General features: G+C 43.4%; 16 protein-coding genes. 13 read left to right on the top strand and 3 right to left on the bottom strand.

Annotated features, from left to right (window positions below; all coding sequences use genetic code 11):
- Positions 1–5: 5 nt before the first annotated feature.
- Entirely contained in the window at positions 6–458 is a 453-nt protein-coding gene (locus NST58_RS25125; protein WP_076129033.1) for a pyridoxamine 5'-phosphate oxidase family protein, read from the top strand.
- A 55-nt stretch (positions 459–513) separates the two neighbouring features.
- Here NST58_RS25125 and NST58_RS25120 read toward each other — a convergent pair whose 3' ends face one another.
- On the bottom strand, positions 514–1,089 hold the full coding sequence (locus NST58_RS25120) for a YhcN/YlaJ family sporulation lipoprotein (RefSeq protein WP_339244515.1): 576 nt from the start codon (positions 1,087–1,089) through the stop codon (positions 514–516).
- A 107-nt stretch (positions 1,090–1,196) separates the two neighbouring features.
- Here NST58_RS25120 and NST58_RS25115 point away from each other — a divergent pair, with 107 nt between their 5' ends.
- Together NST58_RS25115 and NST58_RS25110 are read left to right on the top strand one after the other, a co-directional pair.
- The gene (locus NST58_RS25115) at positions 1,197–2,528 is read left to right on the top strand and encodes a PhoH family protein (RefSeq protein WP_036683710.1); all 1,332 of its coding nucleotides are present in this window, start codon (positions 1,197–1,199) and stop codon (positions 2,526–2,528) included.
- A gap of 380 nt (positions 2,529–2,908) precedes the next feature.
- Entirely contained in the window at positions 2,909–4,135 is a 1,227-nt protein-coding gene (locus tag NST58_RS25110; RefSeq protein ID WP_076217857.1) for an extracellular solute-binding protein, read from the top strand.
- Here the strand turns inward: NST58_RS25110 and NST58_RS25105 are convergent.
- Both NST58_RS25105 and NST58_RS25100 read right to left on the bottom strand, forming a co-directional pair.
- On the bottom strand, positions 4,127–5,254 hold the full coding sequence (locus tag NST58_RS25105) for a hypothetical protein (RefSeq protein WP_339244514.1): 1,128 nt from the start codon (positions 5,252–5,254) through the stop codon (positions 4,127–4,129). The two genes, NST58_RS25110 and NST58_RS25105, sit on opposite strands and share 9 nt — an antisense overlap.
- A 140-nt stretch (positions 5,255–5,394) precedes the next feature.
- Positions 5,395–5,631, bottom strand: coding sequence for a DUF2626 family protein (locus tag NST58_RS25100; RefSeq protein WP_036683705.1), 237 nt, complete (start codon positions 5,629–5,631; stop codon positions 5,395–5,397).
- A gap of 345 nt (positions 5,632–5,976) precedes the next feature.
- Here NST58_RS25100 and NST58_RS25095 point away from each other — a divergent pair, with 345 nt between their 5' ends.
- From NST58_RS25095 to NST58_RS25050, 10 genes are all read left to right on the top strand, one after another.
- Positions 5,977–6,627, top strand: coding sequence for an RsfA family transcriptional regulator (locus NST58_RS25095; RefSeq protein ID WP_036683702.1), 651 nt, complete (start codon positions 5,977–5,979; stop codon positions 6,625–6,627).
- 107 nt (positions 6,628–6,734) lie between these two features.
- A complete protein-coding gene (locus NST58_RS25090) occupies positions 6,735–7,697 on the top strand; it encodes a 2-dehydropantoate 2-reductase (protein WP_076192070.1) in 963 nt (320 codons plus the stop codon).
- Positions 7,698–7,718: 21 nt separating this feature from the next.
- Positions 7,719–8,105 carry a DUF3397 domain-containing protein gene (locus NST58_RS25085; RefSeq protein WP_076129040.1) on the top strand — a complete coding sequence of 129 codons (387 nt, stop codon included), beginning with the start codon at positions 7,719–7,721 and terminating at the stop codon, positions 8,103–8,105.
- A gap of 150 nt (positions 8,106–8,255) precedes the next feature.
- A complete protein-coding gene (locus tag NST58_RS25080; RefSeq protein WP_076129042.1) occupies positions 8,256–9,965 on the top strand; it encodes a peptide ABC transporter substrate-binding protein in 1,710 nt (569 codons plus the stop codon).
- Between the two features lie 221 nt (positions 9,966–10,186).
- Positions 10,187–11,119 (top strand): ABC transporter permease, encoded by a 933-nt coding sequence (locus NST58_RS25075; RefSeq protein WP_036683691.1) that lies wholly within the window; start codon positions 10,187–10,189, stop codon positions 11,117–11,119.
- Between the two features lie 3 nt (positions 11,120–11,122).
- Complete coding sequence (locus NST58_RS25070; RefSeq protein WP_036683689.1) at positions 11,123–12,058, top strand: ABC transporter permease; 936 nt, start codon at positions 11,123–11,125, stop codon at positions 12,056–12,058.
- Positions 12,059–12,069: 11 nt separating this feature from the next.
- Entirely contained in the window at positions 12,070–13,065 is a 996-nt protein-coding gene (locus NST58_RS25065; protein ID WP_036683686.1) for an ABC transporter ATP-binding protein, read from the top strand.
- Positions 13,062–13,982, top strand: coding sequence for an ATP-binding cassette domain-containing protein (locus tag NST58_RS25060; protein WP_036683682.1), 921 nt, complete (start codon positions 13,062–13,064; stop codon positions 13,980–13,982). The genes NST58_RS25065 and NST58_RS25060 overlap by 4 nt, the downstream gene beginning before the upstream one ends.
- A 230-nt stretch (positions 13,983–14,212) precedes the next feature.
- Entirely contained in the window at positions 14,213–15,844 is a 1,632-nt protein-coding gene (bshC, locus tag NST58_RS25055; protein ID WP_339244511.1) for a bacillithiol biosynthesis cysteine-adding enzyme BshC, read from the top strand.
- Positions 15,845–15,946: 102 nt separating this feature from the next.
- A complete protein-coding gene (locus NST58_RS25050; protein ID WP_170914265.1) occupies positions 15,947–17,218 on the top strand; it encodes an adenosylhomocysteinase in 1,272 nt (423 codons plus the stop codon).
- The last annotated feature ends 163 nt before the right edge of the window (positions 17,219–17,381 follow it).

Genomic DNA, 17,381 nt, shown 5'->3' with positions numbered 1-17,381 from the left:
TACTTATGTCCGAAGCCGTTGCTCAGCTGAATGAAACTTTGCTATCGATGCTGCAATCGGAAACCTTTGTTCTTCTAAACACAGTTGATGCGGAGACAGGCGGTCCTACATCCACAGCTATTTCGTGGCTTTATGCTGTTAGTCCTAGTACTGTGCGTTTGGCTATTGATCATCGTTCAAGACTTGTGAATAATATGAAGGTTAATCCATTAATAACTATAACTGTGTTTGGTGAAGGAACTGTCTATGCCATTAACGGTAGTGCTGCTGTAAGGCAGGACCCGCTAGAAGATGTTCCTTTTAAGATGTGCTGTTTTGATGTTGAAATTCAAGCGGTCCGCAACGCGCTTTTTTACGGCGCGCAGCTGGACTCCGCCCCAAGATATGCGAAAGTTTATGATGGACGTGCCGCTGAGAAGTTGGACGGACAAGTATTTGCTGCCATGAAAAAAGCCTAGTGAAAATATCACTGGGCTTTTTTTGAACTCAAAGAACATCTTTTGTTCTTAATCTCTACTGTGCATTTTTTTGCGGCTTGGTATCCTCTGGCAGCTGTGGCATGATTCGTCCGATAATATCGGCCAGCTCGGATGAGAATCCGGATATCGGATGTCCCTTGGAGATATGGCGGCTCATTTCCGCTAATCTGCTGGAGAGATCCATATCCGCAGTGACAAGCGCCCGTACACTTCTTGGGTCTTTGCGGATGGCTTCCGCTACAGAATATTTGATGCTTCCTACACGTGAACGGCCCAGAGAACCTTCTACATCAAGACCAACTATGGCAACATTGTTCATGACTACACAGTGTGCGCCATTTACACCGGGAACTCTTTTGGCCAACTGTTCAAAATGATCCTTAAGTGCAATTTCACTTTCTCCATTAACATTGACGGCTTGACCAGCTTTTGAGGTGGCTTTAGGATTAGTCGCACCATCATTGGACAATTGCCGAACCTCATGGTTCCCCGTACCCTTTACAGCATTCGCAGATTGTTTATTCTGAGGAGAGGGTGATGTCTTTTTATTAGCGATACCGCAGCTTGTCAGTAGCAGCAGTACCAGCAACAGACATATTGATTTTCTCATATGTGATTACTCCTTTCAGCCAAAGAATCGTTTCTGTACCATATCTTTTCCCTTGGCGGAAAGAGTTATGTATGATCAATCAAACCAGGCGCTGTGGAGGGGATAATATGAACAAGATATTTGTGCTAGATACCAACGTGCTTTTGCACGACCCCAATTCAATTTTCTCTTTCAAGGAGCATGAGGTGGTTATTCCGGCTGTTGTGCTGGAAGAAATCGACTCCAAGAAGCGCAATGCTGACGAAATCGGTCGGAATGCCCGTACGGTATCCCGATTGCTTGATGGACTCCGGGAACTAGGTCATTTGCATAGTGGTGTGGAACTGGAGCATGGAGGCAAGCTGAAGGTAGAACTTAACCATCGCAGTTTTGTGAAGGTACAGGAAATGTTTGGTGAGGTGTCTAACGACAATCGGATTTTGGCTGTTGCTCTCAATTATTTGAATGAAGAGAATGAGAAGCCCGATCCGCGTCCCGTTGTGCTTGTGAGCAAGGATGTACTGGTTCGTATTAAAGCGGATGTACTGGGAATTACGCCAGAGGATTATTTGTCAGATCGTACTGGAGACTTAAATGAACTATACACTGGTTACCAATCTCTGCAGGTTCATCCCGCATTGATTGATGAATATTACAGTCACCGCTCTCTGACGGTAAAACAGCTTGCGTTGTCGTATCCGTTGTACCCTCATGAATTTGTGATTCTCAAGGATGAGATTGGCACTGGCAAATCAGCTCTTCTCAAAGTGAATAGTGATGCCACACGTCTGGAGCCACTCTATCTGGGCAATGATTCGGTTTGGGGGATTAGCGCCCGTAATGCTCAACAACGAATGGCACTGGAGCTGCTGCTAAATGATGAAATCCCACTCGTAACGATCACGGGTAAGGCTGGGACAGGGAAGACGTTATTGGCGCTTGCAGCCGGACTATTCAAAGTGGAGGATGAACATAAATACAAAAAATTGCTTATCGCCCGTCCGGTCGTTCCTATGGGTAAAGACATTGGGTATTTGCCCGGTGAGAAGGATGAGAAGCTTAGACCCTGGATGCAGCCTATTTATGATAATCTGGAATTCCTGTTCGATACCAAAAAAGCTGGCGATATCGATAAAATCTTAATGGGGTTAGGAAGTATACAGGTAGAAGCCTTAACCTATATTCGCGGCCGTTCAATCCCATCACAGTTCATTATTATTGATGAGGCGCAGAACCTTTCCCGTCATGAGGTGAAGACCATTGTCTCCAGAGCGGGAGAAGGAAGTAAAGTCATTCTAATGGGCGATCCGGAGCAAATCGATCATCCATATCTGGATGCTGCGAGCAACGGACTGAGCTATATCGTCGAGAAGTTTAAACAGCAAGGGATTAGCGGACATATTACTTTGGAAAAAGGTGAGCGTTCCCGCTTGGCGCAATTGGCCGCGGATCTACTCTAACCGTTCATCAATCCTATTTTCAGCCGGGAGAAGCAAACACTCCCGGCTTTTTCCTGCCCGCCCGGAAACGGCAGAGGAATTTAAAGTTGGTTGTGGTGATTAGAGCCATGGAAAGAAAGTTTGGAACTGTAAAAGCGAAGCGTTCGCCTTTATCCTCGGATTTTAACCGCATGATGCGGTAATTAAATCAGGAAATCTGAGGATAACAGCGATCGGAAGTCCAAAGCTTTCTTGTAATGGCGGTCAGATCACCTTCCTATTTTTAATGCCTCTGGCGTATCACCCATATAATAGAAAGAGAACGGTTTCACAAACTAAAGACAAGCACCGGAGGGTTTGGTAAAATAGGGGAGACCAATCAAAAGGGAAGGTGGGAAATCGTGCTGAAACGCAAAAATTATTGGCTGCTTTTTGCAATTTTACTACTATCGCTGACAAGCCTGTCGCCCAGTATGGAATTGAGTACCAGTAACGATCCACGTCCTATGAAAAGACCACAAAGTCAGTCGACTCATCCCTCTTCCGGAGATGAGGGAACTATAGATAGCTTACACATAAGAGTATCTTTAAATAGCGAAGAATTTAGTGAACTGGAGCTCCTTAGCAACCGTTATACCTTAGAAAGTGGAGTAAAGGTTATTTTAAGCAATGTGGATATGGAGGATGCCGATGAGGTATTGAAGCATGATTTAACGATCGGGGACAGCCCGGATATAGTCATGGCAGATGGACGAAGCATTCTGGACTGGGCCACACGTGGATATTTATTGCCGATGGATGTGTATCAGAGCGTTCCGGGGAGTGCACCGTTAACACAGTTGATCCCCTGGATGCAGTGGAATGGATATAATTGGGGAGTCCCGTTAGATATAGATCCTTACGTGCTTGTTTATTCCCCACAACGGCTGGCGGAGCTGGGTTTTAATGCATTACCCAAAAGCCTCGAAGAGTGGAATATCCTGCTTCAGAATGTGCTAAAAGAGCAAGGGAAATATTTACTTGCGATGGATACCCGCAATCCTTATGGATTGTCAGCGGTAATGGAGAGCATGAATAGCAGCTTGTTAGCAGATAACCAAAATGTGTTGAATTGGATTCAGAATGCCCGCAGTTATTTTTATCTCACCAGCCGCTACAATAAAGATGTCTGGGATATGCTCCAAGGAGGTAGTGTCGCCGTTGCTTCATTACCGTTATCCGAGTGGCAGAAGCATGGAAATTCATCCCTTGCTGCTGTACCGGCCCTGACTGCTAATAATGGGGGTGGGTTTGAATCCTGTTACAGTCGATCTTTTGCCCTTCCAGCTCAATCTCAAAGTCCAAAGGAAGCTGTGAATTGGCTGACCTTTATCACCTCAGAGGATGCTCAGCTGGATTGGTTGGAGAATACGGGTAGCTTGCCGGCGCTTGATGTTCTTTATCGTTCGGAGCATGCTTTTAAATACAAGCTTCCTTTCGATGTTGAGCTATTGCTGACAGAAGAAACCGCCCCGGAGGATGAGTCACAGGGCGGCTGGAGTAAGGTTGTTGAAGCTGTATCGTTACTATTAACAGGGCAGATAGATGCGGAAGGCTACAAAGAATTTCTAAAAGAAGGCCTAAAATGAAATGGAAAGCTTAACATGCAAGACGCCCTCTTGGCTATCTACTGCCGTGGTACGAAGGAAAGACACTATTTTGCCTGGATAAAAGCCTAAGTCAAATTCTTCTTCCAACGTTTTTCTTGTTGTGTCAGGCAATTCAAGACCGTTAAATACAATATGATCGACTTGGAATATAAGGCCGTTGATCGGTTCTTCCTGAATGGTATAGTGACCGGTCAGTGAAAGGGCTAGCGCTCCGCTTTTTCCAGTGGCAGTAATCGATCCGTCATTGAAATGAAAGGCGAAGTCTTTAAACAGCGAATTCTGCGATTGCAAAAATTCATTCAGGTCCTCTTCCTTCAGGTTTAGCTCATAAGTCATTCCTTTTCGGGTCAGTACACCCTCTCGATTCTGAACAAACTGTGGTAGTTTATTCATTGCGGAGGATAACGCCTTGAAATAAGTTTTTACCTCGTGCAGGCCGATATTCTCCCAATATAATGTGAATTCTTTAAGTAGAGTACTCATATTTTCAGGATCGCTGCTATTTTTAATCCCACCCTCAATATCCTTGTTGAGCGCGTTTACCCGAACTTGCTGTTCCTCCAGAGCCGTACGCAATCGGGCGAGCTCTTCCGAGTTTCGCTTCGCAGTCTGAAGGGTATCCTTCAAATCCTTATATTGTTCTTCATATTGTGAGAGAATATCGCGGTCATTTCCAATAATAATCTCATAATAATCGAACAGAGCCAGGAATCTGCTGATACTTTTTGCTGAAAAAAACGCGGCCAGAAGATTATCTCTATCCCCCATATAATAAGAACGCACAACTGCACCTGCCCGTTCCTGTTGGTCCGCAATGGCTGTTTTTTTCTGGGTAGCTTGTCTGTTCAGGCTTTCTACCTTTTGTTCAAGTGCTTTTTGTTCGGCTGTAATCTTGATGATTTCACGTTCAATTTCTGCAGAAGACAAGGTCTGTTCAAGTAGTTTACGGGTTTCTTCATTATCTGGTATAGCAGAATTGAAAAAATCACCGCTAGGATCGGCAGACAAGTACTTCACAGGTTGTAACGGAAACAAAGTACAGCAGAAGAGAATTAGTATGGTTGCAATCATGCGGCTTTGTAAATTGCGGGAGCGCACCACACCACCACCTTTTTTTTGAAATGATATATGTATGTACTAATAATATGTTTAACCCTTCTAAAATAGCATACAAACAAAAAAACGGAAGTGATCCTTATAAGATAAGGACCTCATCCGCTCCAAAAGAGTACTGCAATTTATAGTGGAAGACCCATTTGAAAGATCGTCCAATAACTAAATCCGGTGAAAGTCAGAATCATGTATGCCCAGAAGAGAAGAACATAAGTTTTTTCAGTAAATTTCATATAGCCAAGTATTACGAAAAATGCAGTTTGTAAAAAGAAAAGCAAGGCCATTTCTGTTAGACCTCCGGCGAAAGCCATCAATCCAATAGCTAATGTGAAAAAACCTAATACCCGAAACATGCGGTCCAAGAGAGAGTCCCCCTTCCAGTATGTATCTCACGAATATTCCTTCGATTTATTATACCCTCAACATAATTATGTGTAAACGAATTCATTGAAAAAAATGCACTAATCTTCAAAAAATGTGATTTTTATAATTGACCTGAGTGATTAGTGCTTTAAAAAAGAGAATTTATAGTTTTATGCGTATGATGTACGCAGATAATGGAAATACAAATTAGTATCAAATAGATTCTATGAACTCTATGAGAAGCATAGAAATGGAGTAAGCAGCTTTTATCCCTATTCACTACCCGGCAGAACTGCCGGTTATGGAGATGGTTATTTCATGACGTTGTTAGGAGGTTTGGCTTTATGACAGCCGTTAGACAGGACGCTTGGAGTGCAGAAGATGATCTAATATTGGCAGAAGTAACTTTGCGACACATTCGGGAGGGCAGCACACAGCTTGCCGCTTTTGAAGAGGTGGGTGAAAAAATCGGCAGAACTTCGGCCGCTTGCGGATTCCGCTGGAACAGTTGTGTTCGGAAAAGTTATGAAGGTGCAATCGGTATTGCTAAAGGGCAACGTCAAAAGCGTAGCTACCTGAAAAAGCAGCCGTCAGTAAGAGGAGCGCAAGTAGCTGGTCTCATTCTGGGTGATGTCGATGAGGAATTTGGGCGCGGTGAGGGATTAAGTGAAAACACATTATCCATTGATGCGGTCATTCGTTTCTTAAGACAATGGAAGGGTACGATCCAGGAAGCAGGACGTCAGCTGAAAATGCTGGAAAGAGACCTGCGCGAGAAGGAAGATGAATTAACAGAATTACGATCTGAGAATGAACGGTTGTCTAAAGAGGTTAATCTTGCTCAAAGCGACTACCGGGTAGTCAACGATGATTACAAAGCTTTAATTCAGATTATGGATCGTGCTCGCAGGCTTGCTTTCTTAAATGAAGAAGAAGAAGAAATGAAGACTCGTTTCAAAATGGATGGTAACGGAAATTTAGAACGCATTGAATAAACGATAGGTTAACTAACAATCCCGCAAGTGGTCTGCTTTTTAAGCACCACTTGCGGGGTTTTTGGTATACTTAGAAAAATTGTGCTTAAGATCAGCAGGAGGGTTATATGAAAATTGATATAATTGGTGCAGGTTCACTCGGGCTGCTGCTGGCAGGGAGACTGATCCAAACCGGGAATGATGTGAGACTGTGGTGCCGAGGGGTAGAACAATGCCAACGATTAGGGCGTGATGGCTTAACGGTTACCTACGAGGATGAACGCGAGCCGATAACAATTTCGGAAGATCAGTTTGTATCCGCGCCAATAGGGGAGTTCGCTGGTGCTTATCTAGAAGAGCCGAGTGATTGGATCGTGGTGACGGTTAAACAGAATACTCTACATAATGATTTGCCTGAATTTCTATCCCTACTTAAGGAAGAGCAAGTACATATGATTTGTTTTCAGAATGGTACAGGACATATGGAGATGTTAGGAGGCATGTTGCCAAACGCCAATTTATATGTAGCTGTGACTACGGAGGCTGCGAAGCGCAAATCATTAACTGAAGTCATTCATGCAGGAGCAGGGGAGGTGTGGATAGGAAAATGGAGCTTAGGGGATGGACAAGCTCATAGCATACATAATGATTTAAAAGCGAATAATTTAATAGAAGTTCTCATAATGGCAGGATTCGCAGCCTTTTTGTCGAATGAAGTGGATACCATGATTTACCGGAAGCTCTTGATCAATGCCGTTATAAATCCACTCACGGCGATTTGGCGTATTCCAAATGGGGAGCTCTTGTCTTCAGAGCAACGCCTCCAATTAATGAAGGAAGTTTTTGAAGAAGCAATAATGGTGTATGATTTCTGTGAAATTACTTATGATAAGGATGCTTGGGATAACATCCTTCAGGTGTGCCGGTTAACGTCTGGCAATATTTCATCTATGCTGGCAGATGTACTTGCTTCAAGAACCACAGAAATTCGTTGGATCAATGGAAGTCTTGTAGAAATGGCAGAACGATCTGGAGTGTCGGCACCATTAAATCGCTGGCTCTGCCAATTAGTAGAAGGTATTGGGGTATGATCTCTGGGGAGAGGTGAAGCTATGGGACTGCTGATGGATTCGGTTATTACTTTAAGCGTTATTCCGATTGTGCCGTTTTTGATTGTTTTTTTCATTGGAAAGGGCTTAAAAAAAGATAAAAAGAAAACTTTTATGCTCGCTATGGACGTGACCACATTTTTTTTATTATTATCGGTCTCCGCATTGTTTAATAACATCTTTAATTCCGGTTTTGGGTTTTACCTTATACTAATTATTGTATTAATATCCGCTGGACTGATTGGCGGAGCTCAAAATCGGATGAAAGGAAAGGTAGATGGGAAGCGGTTATTTCGGGCAGTTTGGAGACTTTCGTTCTTTTTTATGAGCTTCGGATATTTATTATTTATGTTTGTTGGGCTAATTACCTACATATCACAAGCGATGTAACGTTCCACTGCTTCGGTGAAGCGTCAACGTCACAAAAGTTTAAAGTTTTAAAAAAAAAATATTTTCTGAAAACATTGCACTAGATTTTTTTGACCACTGGTTGTATAATCATAAACCATATACCACATTCTATTTAGGGGGAACTGCTAGATGAAGAAGAGTAAAAGTCTATTGCTAATGATTGCATTAGTACTTGTTATCGGCACAGTGCTTGCTGGCTGCGGCGGAAACAATGCAAACAGCGGCAATAAAGGTAACAATGCTAACACTGGTAACACGGCAACTGGTAATGCAGCTACAGAAGAAAAATTGGCTGCTGACCAAACATTGAGAATTAACCTTAGTTCTGAGCCTCCAACATTTGACCCAGGATTGGCTCAAGATAGCCAAGCTCACACTGTCCTGACAACAATGTACGAAGGTCTGACTCGCATGAATGCTGAATCTGGTCAAGCTGAACCAGGTGTTGCTGAAAGCTGGGAAGTTTCCGCTGACGGTCTGGTATATACTTTCAAACTCCGTGATTCACAATGGAGTAATGGCGATCCTGTAACAACAGAAGACTTCGTTCGCGCTTGGAAACGCGTGCTCGATCCTGCTGCTGCATCCGCTGCACCTTACGCTTATCAATTGTACTACATCAAAAATGCTCAAAAGTTCTACAACAAGGAAATTACCGATTTCAGTCAAGTAGGTGTCAAAGCGGTTGATGAGAAAACTCTTGAAGTTACTCTTGAAGCCCCAACTCCTTACTTCCTTGGATTGCTTTCCTTCTACACTTATTACCCTGTACACAAATCCATTGAGAGTAATCCTAAATGGGCAACAAGCAAAGATACTATGATCGTTAACGGTGCTTTCACTCTTACAGAGTGGACTACAGGTCAAACACTTGTTGTAACTAAAAACGATAAATATTGGGATAAAGATTCGATTAAACTTAACAAAATCGACTTCTCCCTTGTAAACAGCGGTGCAACTGAGCTGCTCAGCTACAAGAACGGTGAATACGATCGTGCCGGTGGACCAACTGGTGAAATTCCATCAGAACAAATTCCAATCGTGCAAAAAGAACTTCCTAACGAATTCAGCCGTAAAGGTATTGCCTCCGTATACTACTACGAATTCAATATCACTGAAAAACCTTTCACAAACGCTAAAATCCGTAAGGCTCTTGCAATGTCCATTAACCGTCAAGCTTTGATTGACAATGTAGTACAAGGTGGACAATTCCCAGCCTACGGTTATGTACCTCCGGGTATCGCTGGTGCTGATGGTGAATACCGTACAGCAGTTAAAGATAGCTACTTCACTGAAGATCTAGAACAAGCTAAAACATTGCTTGCTGAAGGTCTGAAAGAAGAAGGTATGGATAAACTGCCTACATTCTCCCTGACTTACAACACAAGTGAAGGTCACAAGAAAATCGCTTTGGCGATTGCTGATATGTGGAAAAACAATCTTGGTATCGACGTACAAACCGTTAACCAAGAGTGGGCTGTATTTATTGAAAACCGTCAAAACCTGAACTACCAAGTTGCTCGTGCTGGTTGGACTGCGGATTACAATGATCCAATGACTTTCCTTGATATGTGGGTAACAGGTGGCGGTAACAATGATACTGGTTACGCTAACCCTGAGTATGACAAATTGATCAGCGAAGCTAAAACAAGCACTGACTTGGCAGTACGTCAAGAAAAGTTTGCTGCAGCTGAGAAATTGCTCATTGAGCAAGATATGGTTCTGATTCCTTTGTACTACTACACTAACAACTCCCTGACTAAAGAGTACCTTAAAGGTGTTACTCTTGACTTTAGTGGTGCAATTGACTTGACTCGCGGATACTTGCTTGAGCACTAAGATATTGCTTTAGTAATTACAACAGAATAGTTAGTTGACTGAAGTTGCAGAATACTTCGGGATATATATGTGGAATTCCATATATATCCCTTTTTTTTGTATTCCTGTCTATTTGTTAATTAATGTTATTAATAACATATATAGAAAATAGACAAAAATCCGTTTTTTTCATAAAATCATTATTATGTGTATCAAAAATTGTCGGAGGAGGTGTGATGGGGATGGTTCGTTATGTCGCAAATAAGTTTTTCTATATGTTGGTTTCTCTATTTGTATTGATTTCAGCTACCTTTTTCTTGATGAAAGCTATTCCGGGGGATCCGTTTACTTCTGAAAAGAAGGTACCGCCAGAAATTAAAGCACGTCTGATGGAACAATATGGTCTGGACAAGCCGCTCTCTCATCAGTATTTTAAGTATTTAGGTGATATTATCCAAGGTGACCTAGGTGTCTCAATGAAACGCCTAAATCAAGATGTATCACATTTGATCAGTCAAACCTTTTCAGCGTCGCTGAAGCTGGGACTCGTCGCAATCGTTGTGGCGGTTATTGTCGGAGTATTTCTCGGCATGTTGGCGGCACTCTATCACAGAAAGTTTATTGACAGCGCAGCTATGGTGCTGGCAGTTCTGGGGATTGCGGTTCCGAGCTTTGTAGTCGCGTCATTACTGCAGTATGTATTTGCTTTCAAACTGGGTTGGGTACCGGTTTCAGGTTTTAAAGGGCCAATCTATTATTTCTTACCCGTGGCCGCGCTCTCGGCACAGCCGATCGCCTTTATCGCCCGCTTGACCCGTTCAAGTATGCTTGAAGTTTTGAATGCGGATTATATCAAAACGGCTAAAGCAAAGGGATTGAGCTGGATGGCTATTCTGAGCCGCCATGTACTTCGTAACGGAATTCTACCTGTTGTTACTTATATGGGTCCAATGACAGCTAACATCGTAACTGGTTCGGTTGTTATCGAGCAGATCTTTGGTGTTGGGGGTATTGGTAAACAGTTCGTGGAAGCGATTGGTGTCCGTGACTATACCGTTATTATGGGGATAACCATTTTCTATGGTGTATTACTCATGGTTGCCCGCTTTATTACGGATATTGCTTATGTATTAATTGACCCACGTATGAAATTAAGTGGAGGAAAGGAGGGCTAAATAGTGGCTACTGAAAATAACTTGCTAAATCTAAAACCGGAAGATTTTCAAAAAGTCGGTGTAGATGAAAAAGAAGCCGAAGTTATCCAGCGTGAGAGTCTCTCTGCTTGGAAAGACTCTTGGCAACGGTTGCGTCAAAATAAAATGGCGATGACTGCGCTCGGTATCCTGGGTTTGATTGTACTTGCAGCGATTTTTGCACCTTTTATCTCGAAATATAACTATTATTCTAATGATTTGATGAGCACCAATAAGCCCCCTTCCTCCGATCACTGGTTTGGAACGGATGATCTTGGTCGTGATATCTTTGTTCGTACTTGGTACGGTGCACGGATTTCCTTGATCGTTGGTCTTGCTGCGGCAGCCATCGACTTGTTCATCGGTGTTATCTACGGAGGCATTATGGGCTTCTTCGGCGGCCGTGTAGATAATATTATGAATAAATTCTCTGAAATTTTGTATTCTATTCCTTATTTGCTGGTTGTAATCTTGCTCTTGGTCGTTCTTGAGCCAAGTCTTGGAACAATCATCCTAGCTCTAACCATTACAGGCTGGATTACGATGTCGTGGATTGTGCGTGGAGAAATTATGCAGCTCAAGAATCGTGAATTCGTATTGGCGTCCCGTTCCATGGGTGCTGGTTCTGCGAGACTGTTGTTCAAGCACCTTCTGCCGAATGCGGTTGGTCCGATTATCGTAACCATTACACTGTCTGTACCAAATGCTATCTTTGCTGAGGCCTTCCTAAGCTTCTTGGGTCTTGGTGTACAAGCTCCTGTTGCTTCACTTGGATCGATGATCAATGACTCACTCACCGGCTGGTTGTACTATCCATGGCGCTTCTTGTTCCCTGCGATCCTAATCAGCTTAACAATGCTTTCTTTCAACATTTTCGGTGATGGTCTTCGTGACGCGCTTGATCCTAAGCTGAAGAAATAGGAGGAATATGGATGGAACCTATTTTACAAGTCAAAGATTTGCATATTTCCTTTTTTGTTAAGGGCGGAGAAGTACAAGCTGTCCGTGGTATGAATTTTGAAATTGGCAAAGGCGAAACGGTTGCCATCGTCGGCGAGTCCGGCAGCGGTAAGAGTGTAACTGCTCAATCGATTATGCGTTTGATCCCTTCCCCACCTTCTAAAGTGAAAAAGGGAGAGATTATTTTTCAAGGACAGAATCTGCTAGACAAAAGCATGAAAGAAATGGAATCTATTCGCGGTAAAGATATTGGCATGATTTTTCAAGACCCGATGACTTCTCTGAACCCAACCATCAAAGTGGGCAAACAGATCACTGAAGTTTTGATTAAACATCAGAAAATGTCAGCGGCCGAAGCGAAAAAGCAAGGTATGGAGATGTTGAAATTAGTAGGCATCAAAAATGCGGAGGCTCGCTTTAACCAATATCCCCACGAATTCTCAGGCGGTATGCGCCAGCGTGTAATGATCGCAATCGCGTTAGCTTGCCGTCCGGCTTTGCTGATAGCAGATGAGCCTACAACAGCTCTAGATGTAACCATTCAGGCGCAGATCATGGAAGTTATGAGAGAGATGCAGCAAAAACTAGGTACCTCCATTATTCTGATTACACATGATCTGGGCGTAGTTGCTGGCATGTGTGATCGGGTGATTGTAATGTATGCAGGTGAGGTTGTGGAGACCGGAACAAGATGGGAAATCTTTAAAAATCCACAACATCCATACACCAAAGGTCTGCTGCGCTCAATGCCGCGTCTGGACCAAAAGAAAGGCGAGCCGCTTATTCCGATCATCGGCACACCGCCAGATCTGATCAAGCCGCCGATCGGCTGTCCGTTCACTGCTCGTTGTAATGAAGCGATGCATGTGTGCGAACAAATCGATCCCGGCGCCACAGAATTCAGCGAAACGCATATGGCGCGTTGCTGGAATCTGCATTCGATGGCCAAGGAGGTGCAGTACTCTTGAGTAAGAACCTAATAGAGGTAGAAGGTCTTAAGAAATATTTTAATGTAGGTAAAGGTAAGGTTCTTAAGGCTGTAGATAATATTAACTTCACGATCCGTGAGGGCGAGACACTTGGGATGGTAGGTGAGTCCGGTTGTGGTAAGACTACTGCTGGACGTACGATTCTTCGCTTGTATGAGCCAACTGCTGGAAGTGTGAAATATAATGGTACAGACATTTATAAATTGCCTGGAAATCAAATGAAGGCTATGCGCCGTGACATGCAAATGATTTTCCAAGATCCGTACGCATCGCTTAACCCGCGGTTTACGGTTTCTGATATCATCGGCGAGGCACTGGACATTCACGGAATGGCTGGCAGCCGTGCAGAACGTAAGAAACGGATTGAAGAACTGCTGGATATGGTTGGTCTTAACCATGACCATGCAACCCGTTATCCGCATGAATTCTCCGGTGGACAACGTCAACGTATCGGGATTGCCCGTTCGTTAGCGGTTAATCCTAAGTTCATCGTTTGTGATGAACCGATTTCCGCACTTGACGTATCCATTCAAGCTCAGGTCGTTAACTTGCTTAAAGAATTGCAAGATCGTCTTGGATTGACTTATCTTTTCATCGCGCATGATCTGTCCATGGTTAAACATATCAGTGATCGCGTAGCAGTTATGTACTTGGGTAAAATGGTTGAGTTGGCGGAAAGTGAAGAGCTGTATGCAAATCCTATCCACCCTTATACTAAATCCCTATTGTCGGCTATTCCAGTTCCGGATCCGGAAATTGAAGTCAACAAAAAACGTATTCACTTGCATGATGAGCTTGGCAGCCCTATTTATTCTGCTAACGATAAGACCAATGACAGTGACTTTGAATTAGTAGAAGTATCTAAAGGCCACTTTGTCAGCAAAAAATTCGCATAATTTATACTTAGGTTTTCAAAGGCGGGAGCATTATGCTCTCGCCTCTTGTATGTATTTAGGATATTATTTAATGAATTTATAGTATAATTGAACAGTTGGCTGTACCTGTGTTGCTGATATCAAGACATGTTTTACTTTGACGCGGCTCCTGACTTTGGATACAATCATAGAGAGTTTTTACGAACTTGGATTTACATATAACTGCTTAGTAGAACTGGAGGCACTAGCAAATGAATATTGTAACGGAACCGCTCAAGGGTGGATCTGCACTCTCGCGCGACTATATAGATCATTTTGAAAAGGTTAGTCATTTGTACGGTGGGGATTTCCGCAATAAAGAAAGTAGAAGTAGAAGGGCAGAGTGGCTAGACGGCAGAGAAAGCCTTCGTGCCGACCGGACTCAGATTGCTGAATGTCTACGTCAATATAATGAAAAGCATAACTCGCATGATGCGGTGATGGCTTCGCTGGCTCTCTTAGAGCAGCCGGGGACATTAGTGGTGACAGGTGGGCAGCAAAGCGGACTATTTACTGGATCCCTGTTAGTGGTATATAAAGCTGCAACTACCATTATGGCGGCAAAAGAAGCAGCTGAACAACTCGGCCGACCGGTAGTTCCTTTATTCTGGATTGCAGGTGAAGATCATGACTGGGATGAAGTGAATCATACGTATGTACTGAATCGTACGCAGGAGATTACTAAGATTAAGATAGAAAAGTCAGAAGAGAAACGCTCCTCAGTAAGTGATATTCGTGTAGAAGAGGAAAGCTGGCAGCAGGTAGTAGAACAGTTAGACGGTCTGCTTCAGGAAAGCGACTTTAAGCCGCAGATTATGGAATTCATTCGCACTTCTTCTTTTAGAGCAGATAGTATGACGGATGCATTTGCCAAGCTGATGGGTTCATTATTTGGTAAATTTGGTCTAATTCTGCTTGATTCTGCTGATCCCAACTTACGTAAGTTAGAACAGCCATTTTTCACTTCGCTAATTATGCAGAATGATGCACTGGAAACAGCGTATATGAATTCTGCTTCTGATATTGTGGGCGCCGGATATGAGCTTCAGGCTGATGTTACAGCTGGCAATGCCAACCTCTTTTATATTCATGAAGGTACACGGCTTCTGCTTCACAAGAAGGACGGAATCTTTACGGATCGCAAGGGTCAGGTATCCTTTTCCCGTGATGAATTACTTGAGGAGGTGCAGGCACATCCGGAACGCTTTAGCAATAATGTGCTGACACGTCCACTTATGCAGGATTATGTGTTGCCTGTTCTGGCAACGGTGCTGGGTCAAGGTGAGATTGCTTACTGGGCCATTCCGCGTCGTGCGTTTGAGACCATTGGGGGAGAAATGCCGTTAATTATCCCTAGAATGTCTTTTACTGTCGTAGAAGGTACGCTGCACAAGCATATGGATAAATATCAACTTAGCTTTGAGGATGTAAGACAAGGACTGGATCACAAAAGACATGAATGGCTGGCCGCACAGGATGAGCTGGGGATTGAACGTCGTTTTGAAGAAACCAAGACCTCATTCGCCGCCATGTACGAACCGCTGATTGAGCAGCTTGGAACGGTTCAGGCCGGTCTGCTTAAGCTGGGGAATAACAATAAAGAGAAGATTCTAGATCAAATTACTTTTTTACAGGCGAAAGCCCAAGATGCAATGGCAAAACAGAACGAAGCTGCAATCCGGCAATGGGAGCGAATCGAGCTGTCGTTAATGCCACTGGGTAAACTGCAGGAAAGAGTGTACAATATCATGTATTACTTGAACCGGTACGGGCTTGCTTGGCTGGATGAGTTAATGACGGTTGAACCGGATTACAGTGGAACACATCGCATCATTTATATGTAATGGAAGTATCGCTTTCCACAAAACTAAGCTTTTGCTTACGAAGTGAGTTTTGTACGAAGCAGATCACTGGAGTTATTTCCCACAAAACTTTTAGGAGGTTTCATAATGAGTTCATCTAAACAAAATAGTATCGTGGCTGATATGTCACTCGCACCGGAAGGGCATTTGAAAATCGACTGGGTTCGCCAGCATATGCCGGTACTGAACCGTATTCGTGAGCAGTTTGAAGCAGAACAGCCATTTAAAGGTCTGAAAGTATCGATCACATTGCATTTGGAAGCTAAAACCGCTTATTTGGCGAAGGTTGTCAAAGCTGGTGGTGCAGATGTAACCATTACAGGTTCGAATCCACTATCTACACAGGATGATGTATGTGCAGCGCTTGTGGAGGATGGAATCACAGTATTTGCTAAATACAATCCATCTCCTGAAGAATTTAAAGCCCTTAATATCAAAGCACTGGAGAGCAAACCGGACTTGATTATTGATGACGGTGGGGATTTTGCTACATTGCTGCATTCGGAGCGTCCTGATCTGATGGAGAATATTCGCGGGGGTGCTGAAGAAACAACTACCGGGATTATTCGTTTAAAAGCTCTGCAAAAGCAAGGCGTATTGAAGTTCCCAATGGTCGCGGTTAATGATGCCTACTGCAAATATTTGTTTGATAACCGTTATGGCACTGGTCAATCGGCATGGGATGGAATTATTCGCACAACCAACCTTATCGTAGCGGGCAAAACAGTAGTTGTTGTCGGTTACGGCTGGTGTGGTAAAGGTGTTGCCATGCGCGCCAAAGGACTTGGAGCAAAAGTAGTTGTCACAGAAGTTGATGCGATTAAAGCCGTTGAAGCACATATGGACGGTTTTGAAGTAATGCCAATGCTGGAAGCAGCTAAGGTTGGTGATTTCTTCGTTACAGTAACTGGTAACCGTTATGTAATTCGCGGTGAACATTATGATGTGATGAAGGATGGAGCAATCATGTGCAACGCGGGCCATTTCGACGTTGAAGTGAATAAGCCTGAGCTGTCGGAAAGATCCGTATCCCAACGTACCGTTCGCAAAAATATCGAAGAGTACCAGCTTCGTGACGGACGTAAATTATATCTGCTTGCTGAAGGCAGACTTGTAAATCTGGGTGCTGCTGATGGTCACCCTGCTGAAATTATGGATACAACCTTTGCACTCCAGGCACTGTCGCTGAAATATGTAAATGATAATTATAAGAGCATTGGCGTAAAAGTTGAAAATGTTCCTTATGAGCTGGATGAGCAAGTAGCACGTTATAAGCTGGAAAGTCTGGGCATTAACATCGATAGCCTCACTCCGGCACAAGTGGATTATTTGGACAGCTGGAATTTGAACGATTAATAACCGAACGCATAACAATAAAGTGTATTAACCAGTGTACCTTGAACTGAAGCAACTTTTTTAACAAAGCCATGCAACGGACAAGATTCCGATTGTATGGCTTATTTCTGTGGAGAAATGTTTTTCGGGAAACGAGCTATCTGATTTAGGAAAAATTTCCTTG

Origin of the sequence: Paenibacillus sp. FSL R10-2796 (genome assembly GCF_037965315.1) — a bacterium.
Classification (GTDB): domain Bacteria; phylum Bacillota; class Bacilli; order Paenibacillales; family Paenibacillaceae; genus Paenibacillus_AQ; species Paenibacillus_AQ odorifer.
The sequence above is the reverse complement of the archived record's forward strand: the minus strand, read 5'-3'. Positions and strand labels throughout refer to the sequence as shown.

Coding starts and splice junctions, on each gene's coding strand:
- NST58_RS25095 (WP_036683702.1), top strand. CDS start 5,977: ATGACAGCCGTTAGACAGGACGCTTGGAGTGCAGAAGATGATCTAATA.
- NST58_RS25065 (WP_036683686.1), top strand. CDS start 12,070: ATGGAACCTATTTTACAAGTCAAAGATTTGCATATTTCCTTTTTTGTT.
- NST58_RS25120 (WP_339244515.1), bottom strand. CDS start 1,089: ATGAGAAAATCAATATGTCTGTTGCTGGTACTGCTGCTACTGACAAGC.
- NST58_RS25090 (WP_076192070.1), top strand. CDS start 6,735: ATGAAAATTGATATAATTGGTGCAGGTTCACTCGGGCTGCTGCTGGCA.
- NST58_RS25125 (WP_076129033.1), top strand. CDS start 6: ATGTCCGAAGCCGTTGCTCAGCTGAATGAAACTTTGCTATCGATGCTG.
- bshC (WP_339244511.1), top strand. CDS start 14,213: ATGAATATTGTAACGGAACCGCTCAAGGGTGGATCTGCACTCTCGCGC.
- NST58_RS25115 (WP_036683710.1), top strand. CDS start 1,197: ATGAACAAGATATTTGTGCTAGATACCAACGTGCTTTTGCACGACCCC.
- NST58_RS25085 (WP_076129040.1), top strand. CDS start 7,719: ATGGGACTGCTGATGGATTCGGTTATTACTTTAAGCGTTATTCCGATT.
- NST58_RS25080 (WP_076129042.1), top strand. CDS start 8,256: ATGAAGAAGAGTAAAAGTCTATTGCTAATGATTGCATTAGTACTTGTT.
- NST58_RS25075 (WP_036683691.1), top strand. CDS start 10,187: ATGGTTCGTTATGTCGCAAATAAGTTTTTCTATATGTTGGTTTCTCTA.